The sequence below is a fragment of the Rhodoferax sp. genome, assembly GCF_023701345.1.
In the GTDB taxonomy this organism is placed as follows: Bacteria; Pseudomonadota; Gammaproteobacteria; order Burkholderiales; family Burkholderiaceae_C; genus Rhodoferax.
The window spans coordinates 24,146-42,628 of the sequence record NZ_JAMPXE010000003.1; the positions used below are offsets into that span (position 1 = coordinate 24,146).

Consider the following 18,483-nt stretch of genomic DNA (forward strand, 5'->3'; position numbering starts at 1 on the left):
CTAACTAGAAAAAATTCATCAGGCAGCACGCATAAGGTGCTTGCCGATGACGAGTTGCTGAATTTGAGTAGTGCCTTCGTACAGACGAAGTAATCGGACATCGCGATAAAAACGTTCAACCTTGTATTCATTGATGTAGCCCGCGCCGCCATGGATCTGGACCCCACGATCTGCCACCCGCCCCACCATCTCGGTCGTGAACATCTTGGCGCACGAAGCCTGCATGCTTACTTCAGGGTCAAAACTTCCGAAGGGCTTGGCGTCATAACGACGCGCCACCGCTTGAACCAAGCTCCAACCGGCCAGAATTTCCGCCTGGCTGTCAGCGAGCATGGCTTGAATCAACTGAAAATCCCCAATACGTTGACCGAACTGCTTGCGTTGCTGCGCATACAGAACACTCTCTGTAAGAATCCGGTCCGCCATACCGCAAGCCAATGCAGAGATGTGCAAACGCCCGCGATCCAAAACCTTCATGGCTGTCTTGAATCCACGTCCAGGAATACCGCCAATGATGTTGTCTTTGGAAACATGGACATTGTCCAAGTTGACATCGCAGGTCTTGGTTCCGCGTTGGCCCATCTTCTTGTCAGGCTTTCCAAGTGAAATTCCATCGATGTTCGCCGGGACAATAAATGCGGAAATTCCGTTCGGACCTGGGCCATCTGTTCGTGCCATCAAGGTGAAGGCACCAGCCCTTGGTGCATTCGTGATGTATCGTTTGTTACCGTTCAAGACGTAGTCATCACCCTCAAGGACACCGCGAGTTTTTAAGGAAGCCGGATCGGATCCCGCATCTGGCTCTGTCAAAGCGAATGCAACGATCAGGTCACCTGACGCAATCTCGGGCAAGTATTTTTCCTTTTGTTCAGGCGTTCCATCCATCAAGATGCCTTGGGACCCAATACCGATATTGGTGCCGACGACCGAACGAAAGGCCAGCGCCGTGTGTCCCAATTCATAAGCGACCTGGCATTCCTGAGCCATGGAAAGACCAATCCCGCCATATTCTTCAGGAATGGATAAACCGAAGAGTCCAAGATTCTTCATGTCATCAATGATTTCTTGGGGGACTTCGTCGCGTTCCTCAACATGGTCCTCGGCTGGCATCAAGCGATCACGAACAAATCGGTGAACGCTTTCCTTCAGTAAGCCAAAAGTTTCGTCATCTAGTGCCATCTCTTACCCTATCTAGCTCGGTGAAAAATCGCCCCAATCATCTCGACTGGAGCACGTTGCGGTTATCGGCTTCACTTAAATATTGATGCCCTGACATTTAAATAATGCCAAATTCCCCACGAATATCATCAACGGCATGTCGCATATGAATCGCCAGGCCTAATGCCGCCATGTGGTTATCATTTCTTCCTAGTATTATTTTTGCCAACGGCAAAAACACTTCTTCTTCAAAACGTGCATGTGCAAGATAAAGTTCGACCAGTGAGTCAACATTTTTTGCCTCGAATTCGGGAACTACATTCTTCTCAAGTGCTTTGATTTGTGGAATTAAATAAACGAAGGCTTTCTCAATTACCCGATGTTCGTCAGTCAATCTTGAAATGAGCTCTTCCACCTCTGCCTTCTCATCACCGGCGTTAGCACTGGCTAAAACCGCAACAAAAAGCTGCTCCTCTTCCTCGGAATGATGAGTCTTTACAACATGATTAAAGAAATCCTCGATCCGGTGTGTAATTGATTGAAAACGACGCACAGGACTAATAAGTTCGGGCAACTCCGCCATCTGGCGAACCATGCTGACAATACCTATATGGCAACCCGCAAATGATTCTAAAGGTGCATCATTTTCTTTATCGATCATGGTTGACATCAAGCTACTCCCGGTTTGGTGTCCGACCTGCTCACGAGTTCGAAATGTTCTACCTGTGGTGGTTGAGCGAAAAAACTACCCACCAACGAGCGCCACTCGGTAAACAGTGGTGATCCTCGAAACTCCACCGTATGGTCTTCAAGCGTATCCCAAGTCAACTGTAAGACATAACGGTCAGGTGACTCAATACATCGGTGAAAATTGTGTTCACGAAATCCTTTGGCCTTCGTGAACACAGTTGTCATTGCAATCTTGACCGCATTTTCGAATTCAACTTGCTGACCAGTTTTGACGCGTATGTCTGCAACTTCTAGAATCATTTTTAAACTCCGTTGAAATTAATATTAGTAAATGGAGAATTCTTGATCAATGTTTATAAAAAAATTGATGGGTCTCTTTAGTGGATGTGCGTTCCACCATTCACATCGATAGTTGCACCTGTAATAAATCCGGAAAGCTCTGACGCAAGAAACAAACAGGCACCCGCCATTTCCCGAGTCGTCCCTGTGCGCTTTAGAGGAATCGCATCGATGATTCCCCGAAGGCGATCCTCTGACAGGCCATCCAACATTGGCGTTTCAATCATTGCCGGACAGATCGCATTCGCTCGGATACCCAAAGCCCCAAATTCACGGGCAATACTTTTCGTCATACTCAGCATCCCACCCTTTGAGGCTGCATAATGCGAGCCCCCGACCAGCCCGCCCCCACGTTGCGCAGCAAGAGACGCGACATTGACGATGGAGCCAGAACGTTTTTCGGCAAACACCTTGAGTACGCTTTGACAGAGGAAAAAAGCGCCTTTGAGGTTAATGCCAAACATGAGATCGAGATCTCTTTCACTAATTTCCAAGATGGGTTGAGATTGAACGATGCCTGCAGAGTTAACCAGACAATCAACGGTTCCGTGCAACTCCAATACCTTTTCGACCAAGGCATCACATTGCTCTCGCTTGCTGATGTCACACTGGACCCCGTGAATCAAAATGGGTCGTTGCAGTTTGCCCTCGATGGAGTTTCTGATTTTTTCAAGCACTTGTTCATCCATGCCCAGATCAGTGACTACGACTTTTGCGCCGTGTTCAACGAATAATTCGGCTGTGGCATAACCAATACTACGCAGGGACGCTGCCCCGGCAACAATACATACTTTATCTTTGATCAACATATAACATAACCCTTTAAATTATCCAAGTTTTAATTAGTTGTCATTTCATCCAGAATCCATTGATGCACAGAAGCATGTTTTGGATTCCAGTTGAGGTCTCTATGGGCATGAACAGATCTAACGCGACTATTGCTTCCTAACGTAAACAACGCTTTGGCCATTCCCCATTTTTCAACTGCGGTATCGGGCGGCAAATGTTCGATCTTATTAATATTGAGGCGCTTGGAGATGGCCTTTGCGATACTCAGAAATGATGCCTCACCATTTTCTGCAAAATAAAAAGAGCCAGCAGGTGCATCCTCAAGAACCAAACAATATAAGTCCACCAAATCGTCGATATGCACATTAGACCAAGTATTAAGTCCTTTACCAACGATTTGAACTTCACCCTGTTCAAGCGCATTATTTGTCATAAATGGAATCTGTATGCTGAATTTATTTATGCCAGTACCAATCCCGTAAATCAGACTTGGAATAATTACCGAAGATCGAATGTTGAATTTGCAAGCCTCGGTTACCAGAAGATCAATATTTCGGCGGGCTTGTTTCCTGGGATCAACCACTAATGGTGTGTCTTCGCTATAGACTGCAGCAGAACAAAAGTCTCCTCGTGCATCATCACCGACAATGCTGGAGCCACTGGTATGAATCAGAGATTTTCCTGTATCCTTCAAACCTGCAATCAGAGCTTCTACAGCACCCAAGTGATCGGCATTTGCGGTATTAATAACTGCATCGGATTTACTTGCTTCCTCCATGAGCAGTTCGAAGTCGTCAAGTGAGCCCATGACAGGATCTATTCCATAAGCCTTTAATTGCTCAGCAACTGATTCACTTCTGGTTAGACCACGTACTTTATGATCTTTTTTAATCAATGCAGTAGCTACCGATCCACCAATATAACCACTTGCACCAGTAATAAATATGTTCATTTGTTTTTTCTAATTATTTAATCAGAGCATAAAGGTTGATAATGCAGGTATCGCAGCAATAACGATTACACCAACAAGCAAAGCTGCGATATATGGCCAAATTGCAACGATGACTTCATCGGGTTTTGCATCTCCAATTCGACATGCTATGTAAAAACCAACGCCTATCGGTGGCATCATCAGTCCAACGTTCATCGCACAGACAATGACCATGGAGTAGTGGATTTCATGGATCCCCAGTTTTTTAGCAATCGGAAACATGATTGGCGCAAGCAGCAAAACGGCGGGCAGTCCTTCAAGAAGACATCCCAAAATAAGAAAAACGACAACTGTTACTGCCATGAAAGCCATCCAGCCGCCAGGCAGCGTGGTCAGAAACGCTGATAGTTGCTGAACGACGCCACTCTGGGTAATCGCCCAGGCCATGGACGAAGCTGTTCCCAGAATTAACAGAATTGCACCGCTTAAAGCAGCGGTTTCCACCAGCATCCCATATAGCCGCTTCCAGCCGATGCCACCGTATAGCAGCTGCCCAATCAGCATCGCATACAGTACCGCCAAGGTTGAGACTTCGGTTGCGGTTGCGACACCGCCACCTACAGCGCTGCGAATCAGAAAGGGGAGCACAAGCGCTGGAGATGCAATCATTGCAAGCTTGCCGATCGCCTTCAAACTCGGGCGCTTTACTTGGCCTGTCACTTCATTGCGCGCTTTCCAGCGGGCCAGCACCAGCAATGCCATCAAGAGGACCATTGCGACAAAGAATCCGCTTTCGAACAATCCTGCGATCGAGACACCTGCAACCGAACCCAAAACAATCAGAACAATGCTCGGGGGCACTGTGTCAGCCATGGCCGCACCTGTTGCCAAGAGCGCCACCATTTCCGATTTTTTGTTGCCACGTCTTCGCATTTCAGGAAATAGTGCCGGAGCCACCGTTGCCATGTCCGATACTTTGGAGCCGGAAATACCCGAAACGATGAAGAGAGACGCCAGCAATACATAGGACATCCCCGCTTTGACATGACCAATCATCGAGGCCAGAAAGTCCACGATCGCTTTGCCCATTCCCGTGGCATCAAGCACGCAGCCAAGGAGCACAAAGATGGGCACTGACACCAGAACAATGTTGCCCATTCCTTCGTCGATCCGGCCGACGATCACGACCAGGGGGATGGAGCCGGTAAAGGCGAGGTACGACATCACCCCAATACCAAAACAAAAGGCAATTGGCACGCCTGCAACCAAACAAAAGAAAACCAAACCGCATAAAAAAATCAGGATGTTTATCATGCCCAGTTGTTTAAGCTGCGGGGCGATCCCGAAGCAGAAAGTCACGAACAATCCAACACCGATGATGGCGATAAATAGATTTTTCTTGGATACAGTTTTCAACGCATAAGCGCCAATGACCAACAACATCAAGATCATGCCCACGGCGATCGCAGAGACCCGAATCCCACTGGGTATTTCGAGTGCCGGTGAGGTAACCATCCACTCACTTTCGACATGCTCTATCGACGGACCAATAAGTCCAATCAGAAAGGCACTGATTGCAACGAGAGCAAAGGCATGGATCAAACCACGCCATTGAGCAGGAATCTTGTCGACAAACATGGTCAGTCGAAGATGCTCGTTTCGGTGCATGGCTAGCACTGCGCCTAGCATGGCAACCCAAATGAATGAGAGCGAGACCGCTTCGTCAATCCATCCAACGGGGTGCGAGAAAACGTAACGTGCAATGACGCCACCAAACAGCATCAAGACGATGCCGACCATCAGTGTGGCACAGAGAACTTCAATCGGCATCATCCAACGTGAAAGATCGCGGCTAAGCTGCGGCTCGGTTGGTGGTGTTTGGACACCGTTAAATTCCGATGTGGTGGGGTCTCGACTGGTCATAGAAATCTCGAAAATAATCAATAAAGAAGAGCGGCCTGAGCTTCATCACTGGCATATCGGTCGATGACTCTTCCTATATGCCTGTACGTGTCAATTGCTCTTAGGTCCGCTCAAATTCCATCCAGAGTTAAACCAGCTTGCCGCTGTACTTTTCAAGTAACGCCCAGGCCTCAGGACCAAATTTCTTTTGCCATTCAACGTAATAACCTGACTTTTGCAGCAATTCACGGAAAGGTTTGGTATCAACACGGTTGAACTGCATGCCCTGTCCCTTTAGCTTGGTTTCAAGAGTTGCGTTCAGTGCATCGTGTGCAGCGCGTTGTTTAACAGCGTGGGCATCAAAGATTCGAGTGGCCAACAACCTCAGGTCTTCTGGCAATGCATTCCAATTCTTCTTATTTCCGACGAGTGCGAAATATTCCCACATGTGCGAAGTGGAAGAGCAGAATTTCTGAACCTCATACAGCTTGACTGCATCAATTGTTGGCAATGCATTTTCTTGACCGTCGACAACCTTGGTCTGAAGTGCCGTGTAGAGCTCACCAATTGGCACACTCGCAGGAGAAGCGCCCAGTCCCTTGAACATCGACGTCCACAACGGAGTGGCAGGCACGCGTATCTTCATTCCAACCAAATCATTCGGCGTAACGATTGGCTTGGATGAGTGCGTAATCTGACGGAACCCGTGGTCAAAGACTTGACCGACTTGAATCAAGTTAACCTTATCAAAGGATGATCGAATGAAGGCGCCAAGATCGCCGTCCATGGCCTTCCAAACAGTGGCGTAATCGGGAAACGCAAATCCGATCGAGTTGATCGATGCGCCAGGAGTGAGGTTCCCATAAATTGAGCCAGCCGTGCAGACGAAATCAATCGCACCGGATCTCACCTGCGAGAGTGCATCCGTGTCGCTACCCAACTGACCACTCGGGTACACATCAATATTCAAACGACCGTTTGACGCCTTCTGAATTTCCGCGCAAGCGGCCTTCAGAGCCACAGGCGTCGGATGACTATCAGGCAAGGTGATTGCAATTTTCAAATTGAACTTGCCTGCCGCCTGTGCGAATGCGGCTCCGGGAACCATCGTTGTGGCGGCGATGCCAGCAATTCCTTTGAGTACGGCTCGGCGATTCGTTGTGACTGGATCAAAGGAATTTTTGTTTGCGGTGAAATTAAATGACATGGTATGTCTCCTCTAAATGGTTGTTGTGAAATCTCAGAATACGTTCGGCTGGTGAACTTCGATGCAATGGCCATCAGGGTCATAAAGGAACACCTGATGCCAACCAGGGATAGCCCAGCAGCCGTAGTCTGAATAGCGAAGGCCGAGCGCATCACATTTGCGCATGAAGCCCTGAATGTCGTCAGTCCGGAAACAGAAGTGCCCATGGCCCATTGGATTGACAAACTTCTTCATTTTGAAGCCAGTTTCCAAATCACGCTCTGACCAATGGAACTCGATATCGCCATCAGTCAAAAAGTCGACTTTGCCGGTGTAAGCACGATCGTCACGTTCCCGACTGATAACGGTGTGTGCCTCATCGGTGATCGTTCCCAACTCAAACAATGTTTTGTAGAACTTTGTCAATCGAGGCAAGTTGTCGGTGCAAATGTTCATGTGGTGAAACTTGAATTCCATAGCGCTTTCTTTCGGTTAGGTTGCGAACTCCCCACTAGCTAATGCCGATCGGGGAAGCTCTTCTTGATTGAGCTGGGAGCTTTACTCAGCCCTGGGCCATACGATATCACGATTCATTAGTGAATAAAAGCATTTGTTAGTGAAGTTTAATTAGGGTTATCCCTAGGTTTTTCATCTTTTTTGTTTCAAATGAGTAATTTCTAAATTGCCAATGAATGATATAATTCGCCTATGAATACAAAAAGGCAAGAACTTTCCTCAACATCGCAACCACCAGAGGACACCATTCGCACGGAGATTTGCAGCATAGCGACCGTGCGAAGAGTCGCTGCCATGCTCAATCTGAATCCAGATGAGTTCGTTGAGGGCACACCACTGCCCAGAGGATGGCAGTTCATATTGATGGCGGCTGACACGAAAAGGTCGTTACTCAGAGCGGACGGCTTTCCGGGCCTGGGAGTAACCATGCCGGATCTCGGCCTTCCGAGGATCATGCTAGGAAGTAGATCGGTTTCTTACAAGATGGACATACCTATCGGCGCCTCTGTCATTCGAAAAAGTTCAATCCAAAGCCTCACGCCAAAAACAACTAAAACGGGGCCAATGGTCGTGGTCACAATTCAACATGAATTGCGACTTACCAGTGAAATCTCACCCGCATTGGTTGAAATTCAAACGTACTTGCTGCTTCCAGCAACCAAGGGCGCATCAACAGTAAGCGGGTCAAGTTTCGCTTCAAACATGACAGCTCATCGGACAAAGACGGTAGTGCCGGATGAGACCCTGTTGTTTCAGTATTCAGCACTCGGATTCAACTCTCACAAGATTCACATTGACAGAGCTCATGCCAGAAACGTCGAAGGGTTTCCAGACCTGGTCGTCAACGGAGGCCTCGCCACGCTACTGCTGACAGAGTATTTGCGCCAGGAAGTTGGCGTTGTCCCCTCGTCAATCAATGCTCGTCATGTAGCACCACTGTTCTGTGGAAGTCCAATCACCATGGTCGCCAAGAAGAACGACTTGAAGTGGCAATTACAGGCTTTTGACAATCGTTCCACCCTTGCTGTTGATATGGAAGTAGAAACCAATGAACTTTAAACCCTTAAAAGGCATTCGAATACTGGATCTAACAAGCGTCGTCGTCGGTCCAGTCTGCACTTGGCGATTGGGTCAATACGGGGCTGAGATCATCAAGGTCGAAAACCCCGAAGGTGACCTCATGCGCGGACTCGGTGGCCTCTCACCCACGGGTCAACACTCGGGCACCTACCTTCATTTGAATCGGGGAAAGCGAAACATCTGTCTCGATCTTAAAAAGATGGAAGCCCGCGATGTCCTGAATCGATTAATCATCTCTGCAGACGTAATCGTTGCGAATATGCGCCCACAGGCATTAAAAAAACTGGGAATAGATTCAGAAACAATACGCAACCGCCATCCAGAAAAGGTTTACTGTTTGATCACAGGCTATGGCACCGATGGCCCCTATGCAGGTCAACCAACATATGACAGCGTTGTTCAAGGGGCGACAGGCATGGCCGGACTCTTCCTCCAGCGCGACGGCAGTCCAAACTATGTGCCAATGCTCATCTGCGACCATGTTGCGGGAGAAATCGCTGCAGGCGCCATTCTTGCTGCCATTGTTGAACGTAAAGTCAACGGCAATGGCTGCAGCATTGAAGTACCGATGTTCGAAACAATGGCTGCATTTGTACTGCAGGAACATCTTGCACAGCACAGCTTTGATCCACCCGTGGGTCCGCCAGGTGATCTTCGATTGCTCAGTCCACACAACAAGCCGGTGAAAACAGCTGATGGGTGGATATCGTTCACGGTGAACACGAACACTCAGGTCAATGCATTCCTGAGCGTTACAGGAAGAGATCACTTGCTTGACGACGGGCGATTTAATTCCGTAGCAGCCCGCGCTAAAAATGTAGCCGAATGGTTCGAAATAAGAGGAGCGGCGCTGACAGATAAGTCAACGACCGAATGGCTTGAATTGTTCCAAAAAGCTGATATCGCAGCCCAACCATGTCACACACTTGAAACCCTTCCGCATGACAAACACCTCTCTGCGGTCGGTTTAATTCAACACGAACAACACCCTACTGAAGGCAGAACTGCTGCCATTCGATCGTCAATCAGAGTCAATGATTCATACCTTCAGCTGCGTGAATCATCACAACCCAAAGGCTGGGAGACAAAGCAATTGCTTAAAGAGATGGGCTACCAAGACAATGAAGTCGATGTCCTGTTGGCTTCAGGCTCAGCAGTATCCACTTCAAACTGAAACTCAATGGGCGAGTTAGCGCTACGAAGGACTGCTCGCTTCACTCATTAAAACATCTGTTGCAGACATCCACCAACGATGGTTCGATCGACACTGACAAACTCAGACTGACAAGGTCCGTCGCACTGATCCGCCGACCTTTTCCGACACCACACGTGCAGCCGAGCCAAGGGCAGCCGTTACTTCCGGAATTGACTTCCGTTGGTGCTGATCAATGCGTTCGGCGTAAGGCACAGTTAGAGCAGCAAGCGCACGCCCTTGTGTATCCAGAATTGGAAAACTAACCGCATAAAGACCACGTACTTGCACACTCGGAATTGACTCATAGCCGATCTTGCGGATGGTGTTAAGAATCGCTCCGATTTGGGGATCAGATTGTTCTGGACGACGTTGAACTGACTCCTCTATCCATAGACCCGTAGTTTCCGCACTCTGGAAGGCCAAAAGCACACGACCTGATGCTGAAATTAAAACATCAAGTTCAGATCCAGTCCGGACACTAAATCCCATGCCACTTGGGGCATCAACTTTAGCCAGAACCAATTGCTTACCCTGGGAATAGACAGTGAGATGGCAAGACTGATCAAGCTCCTTAGCCAGTCTCTCCATTACTGGCATTGCCTCAAAAAGTAGCCTGTGTGTTGGAGGATTGATGTGTGATAACTCAAACATCTTGGTGGTAATCGTGTATGAGCTTTCGTCCACTTGAGAAACGTAGTTTCTGTCTACGAGACAGTTCACCATACGGTAAATCTCACCCACACTGCGGCCAAGTTTCTTTGCAATTTCTTTTTGAGATAACGGACTCTCGCTCCTGCAAAGTATTTCGAGAATGTCCAAGCCCTTCTCTAACGCCGGTGCCGAATAAATTCGTCGCTCTGCTTCTGCCGTACTAACGGCGACCATTAATTTATCCTCCATTAGAGCCCCACCAAGAGTAGTTATATTTGCGCACTGATTTCCAATCATACATCCCCTTGGCCAGAGTGCTACACACACCGACCATCAGCTATGTGGCACTGGTTTCGTCAAGACCTAGTCAGCCAGCAACCAGTTGCCGTCGGTCATGGATGGCCGGTATGCAGCATGCCAAATTCACGAGGACGAGTTGCGTGAAACCTGACCACTCTGGTTATTCGCTTTATACCCAATGCCTGAATTCAGTCAAATGTGTTGAGCGGCTGCTTAAGCTCTGAGCAGACATCTGAACCGCCTCTGTTGCCTGTCAGTGCGGCTTTTCATCTAACCAACTGACCCCCATCATCGCCTTTGCCAGGAAATCAATCATAGCTCTGACTTTGGGAGAAACGTGCTGACGCGTCGGGTAAACAGCAAAAATACCGAATTCAATTGAGCGGTATTGGGGCATCAGCTCCACCAGTGCGCCGCTGCGCAAATCCGCACTTACCATGAATGAGGGCTGAAGGATCACGCCTTTGCTTTTGCGTGCCGCTGCAATACAGGTGTCTCCACTATTGGTTCGCATGACGGGCTTGACGGTGACCGAGACTTTCCCCTCTGGGCCTTCGAAATCCCATTGGTCACCGGTGGCCAGCAGGCTGTACGACAACACCGTATGCTCTGCAAGCTCGGAAGGGTGCTTGGGTGTGCCATGCTTTTTGAGGTAGCCCGGCGATGCGCAGAGCACCATTCTTGTCGAGGCCAGCTTTCTGCTCACCAGGGATGAATTCGGAAGGCGTGCAATGCGCACCGCCAGGTCGTAACCTTCTTCTACCAGATCAACGATGCGATCGGCCAAAGTGATGTCCAGCTCCACATCGGGGTACTTGGCCATGAAATCGGGCCACAGCGGCGCCAGCTCCAAGAGGCCGAACGACACCGGCACATTGACCTTGATCAGCCCTTTGACAGCAATGGACTTGGCCGTGATCTCATCCTCCGCGACCTCGACGTCGGCAAGAACTGTCTTGCACCTTCCATAAAAAAGCCGGCCTTCTTCGGTGAGAGACAACTTGCGGGTGGTGCGCTGAAGCAGGCGAACACCCAGGCGCTGCTCCAGCTCCGCAACGTGGCGCGACACCGCTGGCTTTGACATGTCCAAGGCATCGGCAGCTTGCACAAAACTGCCGCAGTCCACCACGGCTGCAAAGGTCTTCATTTCGAGAAATTTGTCCATTTGTAATCAATATCGGAATAGTTCATCTCATTGAACCATATTTATCTTATCCCTTGCAACAAATACAGTTCACCCATGCCTTCAAACAACCGTGTGAAGGCAGTGCAGTTACTCATCAAACATTGAAAGGAAATCGTATGAAAGTTCTCGTTATCGGTGCCGGCAACATGGGTTCGGCCTTCGTTAAACAACTCAGCGCAGCTGGCCACCAGGTCAGCGTCACTGCGCGTGACCTGGCCAAGGCACAAGCCGTTGCAGCGGCCCATACCGGCGCGGTCGCGGTAGCCGCCAGCAATGCCGGCGCGGGCGCGGATGTCGTCGTGCTGGCCACGGGCTATGCGGATGCCGTCAACGCCTTGAGCAGCGTGGGCGACCTCAGCGGCAAAGTCGTGATCGACATTACCAACCCACTGACGGCTGATTACATGGGCTTGACCATCGGTCACAACACTTCTGCCTCGGAAGAAATCGCCAATGCCGTCCCGGGTGCTGAAGTGGTGAAGGCGTTCAACACGGTATTTGCCCAGATGCTGGCCGACGGCGCCGACTTGGGCAATGGTCAAACGGTCACGGTGTTTGTCGCCAGCGACAGCGAACGCGCCAAACAGAGCGCCAAGACCCTGGCGGAGAGCATGGGTTTTGCGACGGTGGATGCCGGCGGCCTCAAGAACGCCCGTTATCTGGAGCCGCTGGCTGGCTTCAACATTTATCTGGGCTATGGCGCCGGGCTGGGCACTTCCATTGCCCCCACCTGGATCAAGCGCGCTTAAAGCGCTGCCCAGACACTTTTCTGCTTCTTCTCTTTTAAAGGAATCATCATGACATCCAAACTGAAATTGGCCGCGCTTAGCGCCGCCCTGGTCAGCGCCTTTGTGGGCACTTCCGTGTCGGCGCAAACGCGGCCCGACGATATCGTCAGCCCGATCACCACGCAGGTCGCAGCGCTCAAGACCAGCGCCGACGAAGCCCGTCGCCTGGGCCGCTTCGTCTATGACAAGCCGACCCCCCAGAACGCCGTGTTCCTGTTCGTTGATCACCAGATCGGCCTGATGGCGGGCGTGCGCGACTTCACCTCGCTGGCCGAATACAAGAACAACGTCATCGCCCTGGCCAAGATGGCCAAGGCGCTGAATATTCCGGTGATGCTGACGACCTCCAACGCGCAATGGCAGAACGGCGACATCCTGCCCGAACTCAAGCAGATTTTCCCGAACGAGCCAATTTATCGTCGCACCGGCATCATCAATGCCTACGAAGACCCGACCTTCCGCGCCGCCTTTGAAAAGCTGACCCAGGGCGGACGCAACCATGTGGTGATTTCGGGCGTGACCTTGGGCACTTGCGTGACCCTGCCGACCCTGTCGATGCTCAATGACGGTTACAAAGTGTTCCCGGTGGTTGATGCCTCGGGTGCCTGGAGCCGCTATGAGGCCGAGGCCGCCATGAGCCGCATGTCGCGCGCCGGCGCCGAGCTGCAATCGGTTTACCCGCTGGGCATCGAGTTGCAAGCCGACTGGAAGCGCCCGACCGCCGATGCGATGTTCGAGCCGTACACCAACAATCTGCCAGAGTATGGCTTTGTGGTGCAGGGCTTCTGGAACAACGCCAACAAACGTACCGTTCCTGATCCCTTTGGCATAGTCAAGTAATTGACCCGGGGGCGCCTTGCATGGCGCCCCAGCTTCACTGGCTTCTTCTGTCGACCCGTGGCACAACCATGAACCAAGCTCCCACATTTTTCATCTCGCACGGCGCCCCAACTTTCGCCCTGGCGCCCGGTGTGCTCGGACCCGCGCTGAGCAACCTTGGGCAGCAACTGGCGGGCGTCAAGGCGGTGCTGGTGGTGTCACCCCACTGGCAGACTCGTCACGTGCGCGCCATGACCAGCCCCCAACCGGAAACCGTGCACGACTTTGGCGGTTTCCCGGCGGCACTCTATGCCCTGCACTACCCGGCATCGGGCCAGCCGCACTACGCGGCAGAGGCGATCCGGCTGCTGACGCAAGCGGGGTTCGTTGCCAATGCCGATGCGCAACGAGGCCTGGACCACGGTGCCTGGGTTCCCCTGCGCCACCTGCTGCCTGACGCTGATGTGCCAGTGTTTCAGGTGTCCATGCCGCATGATCTGGATCCGTCCAGTGCCTTGGCGCTAGGCCGAGCTTTGGCACCGATCCGCGAACAAGGCGTGATGATCGTGGCGTCAGGCGGCATGACGCACAACCTGTATGAGTTTCGGCAGTCCGGCTCGGTTGCGGCAAATTACGCAGTGGAGTTCACACACTGGATTCGCCAGGCTGTCACCCGCAACGACATTGAACGGTTGCTCAATTACCGGCAACTGGCGCCGCACGCTCAACGCGCCCACCCCACCGAGGAGCATTTCTTGCCCCTGCTGGTCGCCCTGGGGGCCCGAAGCGACCAGGAGATTGTGCAGGTGCTGGACGGGGGCATTGACCATGGTGTTTTGTCGATGGAGTCCTATGCCTGGGGCGTCAACCCGATCCACCCTGCCAACACGCCCCACCCAACCGCCCATTAACAAGGAATTTATGACCAGCCAACAACCCATTCTGAGCGCGCTGCAGCAAAGCGCCGCCTTTGAATTCACCTTTCGCGTGCGCCAGCCGCAAGCTACCAAACCCAGCGCCTGCGTGGTGCTGCTTCACGGCGTAGGGGGCTCCGAAACCAACCTGGCCAATCTTGCCGCCGCCATCGACTCCGACACGCTGGTGGTGCTCCCCCGTGGGCTACTGCAATTTGCGCCTGGCCAATTTGGCTGGTTCCGGGTCAGCTTGACGGCCAATGGACCCAGCATTGTGGCGGCCGAAGCCGAGCAGGCGCGGCTGGCCCTGATTCGCTTCGTCGGGCAACTGCAGGCAGCCCATGGCATTGCGCCCAAAGACACGGTGATTGCCGGCTTCAGCCAAGGCGGCATTCTCAGCGCCAGCGTGGCGCTGAGCTCACCCGAGTCCGTGGCTGGTTTTGGTCTTCTGTCGGGCCGTATCCTGCCGGAGTTGGAGCCGCATGTGGCCAGTAAAGATCAGTTGGCAAAGCTAGACGCCTTTATCGGCCATGGTGAATATGACAGCAAGTTGCCGGTGGCCTGGGCGCAGCGAGCGGACCAGTTGCTGACTGAGCTGGGCGTGACGCACACGACACGTCTGTATGGCATCGATCACGAAATCAGCCCAGCCATGCAGGCCGACTTTCTGGCATGGCTGGCCCGTGTGGTCAAAGCACAGTGAAATAGAAACGGTCTGATTCCATGACAACATCCTCATCGCCTGGACTCGTAACGATTGGCGCCACCCAGGTCAGAACCGGTATCCGTGCAGCACTGTGTGCGCTGACCCTCATCCTGGCTTCCAACATCGCGTTGGCGGCACCGGCGATGCAGGTACTGGGCAAAGACTACGCTTTTCCCAACAAGCTTGAAGGTCTGCCAGCCAGGCTGTCAGATTTCAAGGAACTACAGATCAACAACTTCGAAACCAGTGATGGTGTCAAGCTTAGCTACTGGGAAGCCGGTACAGGCAAGCCACTGGTATTCATTCCCGGCTGGTCGGCCAACGGTGCCGAGTACATCAACGTGATGTACCTCCTTAGCAAGCGTTACCACGTTTATGTGCTCGACCCGCGCAATCAGGGGCTCTCGCAACAAGTCGACTATGGCACGCGGATCGCGCGGTTTTCCGCAGATCTCAAGGAGTTCTCGGACCATCTTGGCTTGAAATCAGCCGACTATTGCGGCTGGTCGATGGGCGCTGCAGTTCTGTGGGGATACATCGATCTCTTTGGAACCAAGGGTATTCACAAGGCCGTGTTCGTCGACGAGCCGGTCTCGATCTACTCGCATGCCGACTGGTCGGAACAGGAGCGGCTCGACGCCGGCGGCATGACATCATCCGCGGAACGCATGGTCGCGACATTCACGGCGGGAGCGCCCACCAACCAACTCATCGTCGACATGAAAGTGGTGGAGCGCGCCATGGCGAAAGATTCGCCTTATTACGTGAACTCGCAGGCTTTCGCTGGCGAGTTCATCAAGACCGATCCGAAGTTCACAACCAAGGTTCTGTTTGATCACGTCACCAACGACTGGCGCGATGTCATCCGCCACAAGATCAATGTGCCGACGGCGATTTTTTCTGGTGAGTACAGCAACAACCTGCCCAGCCAACGCTGGATGAGCTCGGTCATACCGAATGCAAAACTTTATACCTACACCAAGGCTGAACAAGGGGATCACTTCCTAATGTTCAAGAACCCGTTCAAGTTCACGGAAGACCTGCGCGCCTTCCTTGAACATTGATCAGCCGTCGGACTGCTTAAACCATAAGAAGCAGCCCAACGGTTCAGCAAACATCCACTTTTTCAACTCAAGGGGCTCAGTGCCATGCTCAACGAGCTGCAGGAAAATCTGGAGTGCAGGACCCACTGCGAGGTACGTCTGCCTACTCCTTTGATGCGGAGTAAAGCCACGGCTTGAATAACCGAGTCAATTGCGGGGCAACAACCCACGTCATCAAACCGACAACTAGCACCGTCAAAAACATAAGGCGTATCAGTTGCGGCAAGGGTGCAAGCAAATCGCCCAGCACGAAAAACAGCAAATAAACAGTCGGAAAGATACCTAACCAAGTAACTACGGCAACCTTCCATCGCGGTGGAGGGATTAACTTAGTTCCAGTTGGAGGTTGGAACCAAAGCCCCAAACCCGAAACTTGTCTGACCAACTCCTGGCCCTTGATGAATGGCGCTGCTGCCGCCAACCCAAGGGAGCGGGCCGGTGAGTTTTGCCAAACTTTCAGGTTGGGCTCACTGTCAAATGCGAGGACGATGTGATACAGGCTGTCGTAAACACCCTGCTCATCACCAGGGCGAATCATTTGAGCACCCAGATGTCCCTTGAACGTTTCCGTAACGGCCATAATTTGATTCATCACGCGTTCAAACTCTGCCTCACATCCTGACTTGACCTGTCGACTGATCAAAACGGTTACTGCGTGCTCGGAGGTTGAAGTCATGGTGTTAAATGAATGTTTGCAACAGCTGTAAGTGTGCCATTTCAACGCGCACTTTTGGACTGTGGCCATTTTATCCAATTCGCTGCCATTTACACCATTGCCAAACTTCCATGGCAGGCCACTGGCGAACATCCGGCCATAGAATACCAAGACAAGCTGCAAATGTTCTATCTCAACGGGTCCAGAACATTACCCATATGAAGGCACCAAATCTGAGACGGGTTTGGCAAGCAGCAATATTCGGCCCAGATCGAGAACGGGCGTTTCAGGGATTGGAGGTGGCTACCTTGTTCGCCCTGCGCCGCGCGGTACACAACTGACCGGTCTGGATTGAACACCGCCCAAGTTTCAGGGGGCGTGCACGCCTGTTCTTCACGGACGAGCGCCGGAAAGTTGAATCTAAAAAGCCTATGTTGAAGGCTTGGTCAGATTTTTCTACCGTACCGGATAAAGTCCAAGCGTCCAATACTGGTCATTAGTGTGATGCCGTGGCTCGTGGTGCCGCAACTGTCGCGATTGCTCAAGCCTTGGCTTTGTCCAGACAAGGCTTGATGTCGAAATCCCAATAAGGCTCGGGACCGAAACGCTCGGCGAGAAAATCGATAAAGCTGCGCACCTTCGGCGACAGGAACTTACGATTCGGATACACCGCAAACACGGTCAGGTCGTCGGTCTCCCAGTCCGACAGAATACGCACCAACTTCTTTTCCCGTAGTGCCTCATAGATCAGGAAGGTGGGCTGCAGAATCACGCCTAGTCCTTCGATGGCAGCATTGCGCAGAATATCGCCACTGTTGCCGCGCAAATTTCCGGGAACATGGACTTTTTGTGCCGAGCCTTTGCGTCGGAAGTGCCACTCATTTGGCAAGTTCACATAGGCGTAGGAAAGGCAATTGTGGTCAATGAGTTCCATCGGCGATTTTGGTACGCCATGCTTTTTCAAATAATCGGGTGAGGCGCAAGCCACAATGCGCGCACGCGCGAGCTTGCGCGCGATTAATCCCGGATGAATTTGCGAAGCGACGCGTATCCCAAGATCAAATCCCTCCTCGACCAGATCGACCACGCGGTCGTTCAGCGTGACATCGATTTGTACGCCCGGATATCGATGCAGATATTCAGTGATTGCCCAACCTAAATGACGAACGCCAAAAGCATGCGAGGAGGCTACCCGCAATGTTCCACGCGGAACCGATTCTTCCTGTGCAACCGAACTTTCGGCTTCCTCTATCATGGCTAGTACCTGGGTGGCTCGCTCGTGATAGTCGTTGCCTGCTTCTGTGAGCGATAACTTGCGTGTGGTCCGATTGAGCAGCCGAACTCCCAGATACCCTTCGAGTTGCGCCACGTAACGCGTGGACATGCCGCGCGAGATATTAAGTCTTTCCGCTGCACCAGCAAAGCTGCCGACATCCACGACGGCGTTAAATACCCGCATGCTAGTCACAATGTCGATCGCCATGTTTGTTCTATTAAATTAAATAATGAATTGTCATTTCGCTAGTTTATCTGCATTGGTTTAACTGATTAAATGAGGGCATCAGACGCCGGAAT

Annotated in this window: 19 protein-coding genes and 1 pseudogene; 8 read left to right on the forward strand and 12 right to left on the reverse strand. The window is 51.7% G+C overall.

The features are described from left to right. Positions 1-18: 18 nt before the first annotated feature. From NDI87_RS00975 to NDI87_RS01010, 8 genes are all read right to left on the reverse strand, one after another. Positions 19-1,179, reverse strand: a complete 1,161-nt coding sequence (locus NDI87_RS00975; RefSeq protein WP_296272926.1) for an acyl-CoA dehydrogenase family protein — start codon at positions 1,177-1,179, stop codon at positions 19-21. 97 nt (positions 1,180-1,276) lie between these two features. Beyond that, complete coding sequence (locus tag NDI87_RS00980; protein ID WP_296272927.1) at positions 1,277-1,828, reverse strand: hemerythrin domain-containing protein; 552 nt, start codon at positions 1,826-1,828, stop codon at positions 1,277-1,279. Beyond that, the gene (locus tag NDI87_RS00985) at positions 1,828-2,148 is read right to left on the reverse strand and encodes an antibiotic biosynthesis monooxygenase family protein (RefSeq protein ID WP_296272928.1); all 321 of its coding nucleotides are present in this window, start codon (positions 2,146-2,148) and stop codon (positions 1,828-1,830) included. The genes NDI87_RS00980 and NDI87_RS00985 overlap by 1 nt, the downstream gene beginning before the upstream one ends. Before the next feature lie 77 nt (positions 2,149-2,225). Continuing rightward, positions 2,226-2,996: an SDR family oxidoreductase gene (locus tag NDI87_RS00990; protein WP_296272929.1), complete on the reverse strand. Its 771-nt coding sequence runs from the start codon at positions 2,994-2,996 to the stop codon at positions 2,226-2,228. 29 nt (positions 2,997-3,025) lie between these two features. After that, positions 3,026-3,928: an NAD-dependent epimerase/dehydratase family protein gene (locus NDI87_RS00995; RefSeq protein WP_296272930.1), complete on the reverse strand. Its 903-nt coding sequence runs from the start codon at positions 3,926-3,928 to the stop codon at positions 3,026-3,028. Positions 3,929-3,949: 21 nt separating this feature from the next. Then, a complete protein-coding gene (locus NDI87_RS01000) occupies positions 3,950-5,830 on the reverse strand; it encodes a TRAP transporter large permease subunit (RefSeq protein WP_296272931.1) in 1,881 nt (626 codons plus the stop codon). A gap of 127 nt (positions 5,831-5,957) precedes the next feature. Continuing rightward, positions 5,958-7,016, reverse strand: a complete 1,059-nt coding sequence (locus tag NDI87_RS01005) for a TRAP transporter substrate-binding protein (protein WP_296272932.1) — start codon at positions 7,014-7,016, stop codon at positions 5,958-5,960. 33 nt (positions 7,017-7,049) lie between these two features. Next, entirely contained in the window at positions 7,050-7,472 is a 423-nt protein-coding gene (locus NDI87_RS01010; RefSeq protein WP_296272933.1) for a VOC family protein, read from the reverse strand. A 333-nt stretch (positions 7,473-7,805) separates the two neighbouring features. Between NDI87_RS01010 and NDI87_RS01015 the strand changes: the two genes are divergently transcribed. Beyond that, the gene (locus NDI87_RS01015; protein WP_296272934.1) at positions 7,806-8,570 is read left to right on the forward strand and encodes a hypothetical protein; all 765 of its coding nucleotides are present in this window, start codon (positions 7,806-7,808) and stop codon (positions 8,568-8,570) included. Next, positions 8,560-9,765, forward strand: a complete 1,206-nt coding sequence (locus tag NDI87_RS01020) for a CoA transferase (RefSeq protein WP_296272935.1) — start codon at positions 8,560-8,562, stop codon at positions 9,763-9,765. Before NDI87_RS01015 ends, NDI87_RS01020 begins: the two co-directional genes overlap by 11 nt. A gap of 102 nt (positions 9,766-9,867) precedes the next feature. Here the strand turns inward: NDI87_RS01020 and NDI87_RS01025 are convergent, their stop codons facing one another. Together NDI87_RS01025 and NDI87_RS01030 are read right to left on the reverse strand one after the other, a co-directional pair. After that, positions 9,868-10,686, reverse strand: coding sequence for an IclR family transcriptional regulator (locus NDI87_RS01025; RefSeq protein WP_296272936.1), 819 nt, complete (start codon positions 10,684-10,686; stop codon positions 9,868-9,870). Positions 10,687-10,990: 304 nt separating this feature from the next. Continuing rightward, positions 10,991-11,902 carry a LysR family transcriptional regulator gene (locus NDI87_RS01030; protein ID WP_296272937.1) on the reverse strand — a complete coding sequence of 304 codons (912 nt, stop codon included), beginning with the start codon at positions 11,900-11,902 and terminating at the stop codon, positions 10,991-10,993. Positions 11,903-12,039: 137 nt separating this feature from the next. On the opposite strand from NDI87_RS01030, the gene NDI87_RS01035 reads away from it, so the two are divergent. From NDI87_RS01035 to NDI87_RS01055, 5 genes are all read left to right on the forward strand, one after another. Next, positions 12,040-12,672, forward strand: a complete 633-nt coding sequence (locus tag NDI87_RS01035) for an NAD(P)-binding domain-containing protein (RefSeq protein ID WP_296272938.1) — start codon at positions 12,040-12,042, stop codon at positions 12,670-12,672. A 48-nt stretch (positions 12,673-12,720) separates the two neighbouring features. Further along, positions 12,721-13,551 (forward strand): isochorismatase family protein, encoded by an 831-nt coding sequence (locus NDI87_RS01040; protein WP_296272939.1) that lies wholly within the window; start codon positions 12,721-12,723, stop codon positions 13,549-13,551. A gap of 68 nt (positions 13,552-13,619) precedes the next feature. Beyond that, a complete protein-coding gene (locus tag NDI87_RS01045; RefSeq protein ID WP_296272940.1) occupies positions 13,620-14,441 on the forward strand; it encodes a class III extradiol ring-cleavage dioxygenase in 822 nt (273 codons plus the stop codon). Between the two features lie 10 nt (positions 14,442-14,451). Continuing rightward, positions 14,452-15,147 carry a phospholipase gene (locus tag NDI87_RS01050; protein ID WP_296272941.1) on the forward strand — a complete coding sequence of 232 codons (696 nt, stop codon included), beginning with the start codon at positions 14,452-14,454 and terminating at the stop codon, positions 15,145-15,147. Positions 15,148-15,167: 20 nt separating this feature from the next. Next, positions 15,168-16,214 (forward strand): alpha/beta fold hydrolase, encoded by a 1,047-nt coding sequence (locus NDI87_RS01055; RefSeq protein WP_296272942.1) that lies wholly within the window; start codon positions 15,168-15,170, stop codon positions 16,212-16,214. Between the two features lie 142 nt (positions 16,215-16,356). Here the strand turns inward: NDI87_RS01055 and NDI87_RS01060 are convergent, their stop codons facing one another. Continuing rightward, positions 16,357-16,929, reverse strand: coding sequence for an antibiotic biosynthesis monooxygenase (locus NDI87_RS01060; RefSeq protein WP_296272943.1), 573 nt, complete (start codon positions 16,927-16,929; stop codon positions 16,357-16,359). Positions 16,930-17,025: 96 nt separating this feature from the next. On the opposite strand from NDI87_RS01060, the pseudogene NDI87_RS01065 reads away from it, so the two are divergent. Beyond that, positions 17,026-17,336: pseudogene (locus tag NDI87_RS01065) on the forward strand (Tn3 family transposase); the annotation flags it as partial. 113 nt (positions 17,337-17,449) lie between these two features. Here NDI87_RS01065 and NDI87_RS01070 read toward each other — a convergent pair. Then, positions 17,450-18,391: a LysR family transcriptional regulator gene (locus tag NDI87_RS01070; RefSeq protein WP_296272944.1), complete on the reverse strand. Its 942-nt coding sequence runs from the start codon at positions 18,389-18,391 to the stop codon at positions 17,450-17,452. Between the last annotated feature and the right edge of the window lie 92 nt (positions 18,392-18,483).

Coding starts and splice junctions, on each gene's coding strand:
- NDI87_RS00975 (WP_296272926.1), bottom strand. CDS start 1,179: ATGGCACTAGATGACGAAACTTTTGGCTTACTGAAGGAAAGCGTTCAC.
- NDI87_RS00980 (WP_296272927.1), bottom strand. CDS start 1,828: ATGTCAACCATGATCGATAAAGAAAATGATGCACCTTTAGAATCATTT.
- NDI87_RS00985 (WP_296272928.1), bottom strand. CDS start 2,148: ATGATTCTAGAAGTTGCAGACATACGCGTCAAAACTGGTCAGCAAGTT.
- NDI87_RS00990 (WP_296272929.1), bottom strand. CDS start 2,996: ATGTTGATCAAAGATAAAGTATGTATTGTTGCCGGGGCAGCGTCCCTG.
- NDI87_RS00995 (WP_296272930.1), bottom strand. CDS start 3,928: ATGAACATATTTATTACTGGTGCAAGTGGTTATATTGGTGGATCGGTA.
- NDI87_RS01000 (WP_296272931.1), bottom strand. CDS start 5,830: ATGACCAGTCGAGACCCCACCACATCGGAATTTAACGGTGTCCAAACA.
- NDI87_RS01005 (WP_296272932.1), bottom strand. CDS start 7,016: ATGTCATTTAATTTCACCGCAAACAAAAATTCCTTTGATCCAGTCACA.
- NDI87_RS01010 (WP_296272933.1), bottom strand. CDS start 7,472: ATGGAATTCAAGTTTCACCACATGAACATTTGCACCGACAACTTGCCT.
- NDI87_RS01015 (WP_296272934.1), top strand. CDS start 7,806: ATGCTCAATCTGAATCCAGATGAGTTCGTTGAGGGCACACCACTGCCC.
- NDI87_RS01020 (WP_296272935.1), top strand. CDS start 8,560: ATGAACTTTAAACCCTTAAAAGGCATTCGAATACTGGATCTAACAAGC.
- NDI87_RS01025 (WP_296272936.1), bottom strand. CDS start 10,686: ATGGAGGATAAATTAATGGTCGCCGTTAGTACGGCAGAAGCAGAGCGA.
- NDI87_RS01030 (WP_296272937.1), bottom strand. CDS start 11,902: ATGGACAAATTTCTCGAAATGAAGACCTTTGCAGCCGTGGTGGACTGC.
- NDI87_RS01035 (WP_296272938.1), top strand. CDS start 12,040: ATGAAAGTTCTCGTTATCGGTGCCGGCAACATGGGTTCGGCCTTCGTT.
- NDI87_RS01040 (WP_296272939.1), top strand. CDS start 12,721: ATGACATCCAAACTGAAATTGGCCGCGCTTAGCGCCGCCCTGGTCAGC.
- NDI87_RS01045 (WP_296272940.1), top strand. CDS start 13,620: ATGAACCAAGCTCCCACATTTTTCATCTCGCACGGCGCCCCAACTTTC.
- NDI87_RS01050 (WP_296272941.1), top strand. CDS start 14,452: ATGACCAGCCAACAACCCATTCTGAGCGCGCTGCAGCAAAGCGCCGCC.
- NDI87_RS01055 (WP_296272942.1), top strand. CDS start 15,168: ATGACAACATCCTCATCGCCTGGACTCGTAACGATTGGCGCCACCCAG.
- NDI87_RS01060 (WP_296272943.1), bottom strand. CDS start 16,929: ATGACTTCAACCTCCGAGCACGCAGTAACCGTTTTGATCAGTCGACAG.
- NDI87_RS01070 (WP_296272944.1), bottom strand. CDS start 18,391: ATGGCGATCGACATTGTGACTAGCATGCGGGTATTTAACGCCGTCGTG.